The organism is Paraburkholderia tropica (genome assembly GCF_914484835.1).
GTDB lineage: Bacteria > Pseudomonadota > Gammaproteobacteria > Burkholderiales > Burkholderiaceae > Paraburkholderia > Paraburkholderia tropica_A.
In genome coordinates, this window is the sequence record NZ_CAJZAR010000106.1 from 1 (window position 1) to 327 (window position 327).

The following is a 327-nucleotide window of genomic DNA, read 5'->3' on the forward strand; positions in this document are numbered from 1 at the left end:
GCGAACCGTTCACTGCGTCGAGGTTCGATGCCGAGACGTCGCCGTCCTTCACGTTGTGCAGTGCGACTGCCGACGAGGCACCCGAACCACCCAGCGTCACCGAATCGTGCGCCGACGTGTCGTACAGCACCGCGTCCTGCAGCTTGCCGTTGATGTTCGTGATATCGCCTTGCAGGTTCGTCACGTCGCCGGCCAGGTTCGAAACCGCCGTGTTCGTCGCGTACAGCTGCGAACCGTTCACCGCGTCGGTGCTCGATGCCGAGACATCGCCATCCTTCACGTTGTGGATCGCGACTGGCGTCGTTGCATCCGTACCGCCCAGCGTGA

General features: G+C 63.3%; 1 pseudogene. It reads right to left on the reverse strand.

Annotated features, from left to right (window positions below):
• Positions 1 to 327 (reverse strand): annotated as a pseudogene (locus LDO54_RS39125) (hypothetical protein); the annotation flags it as partial.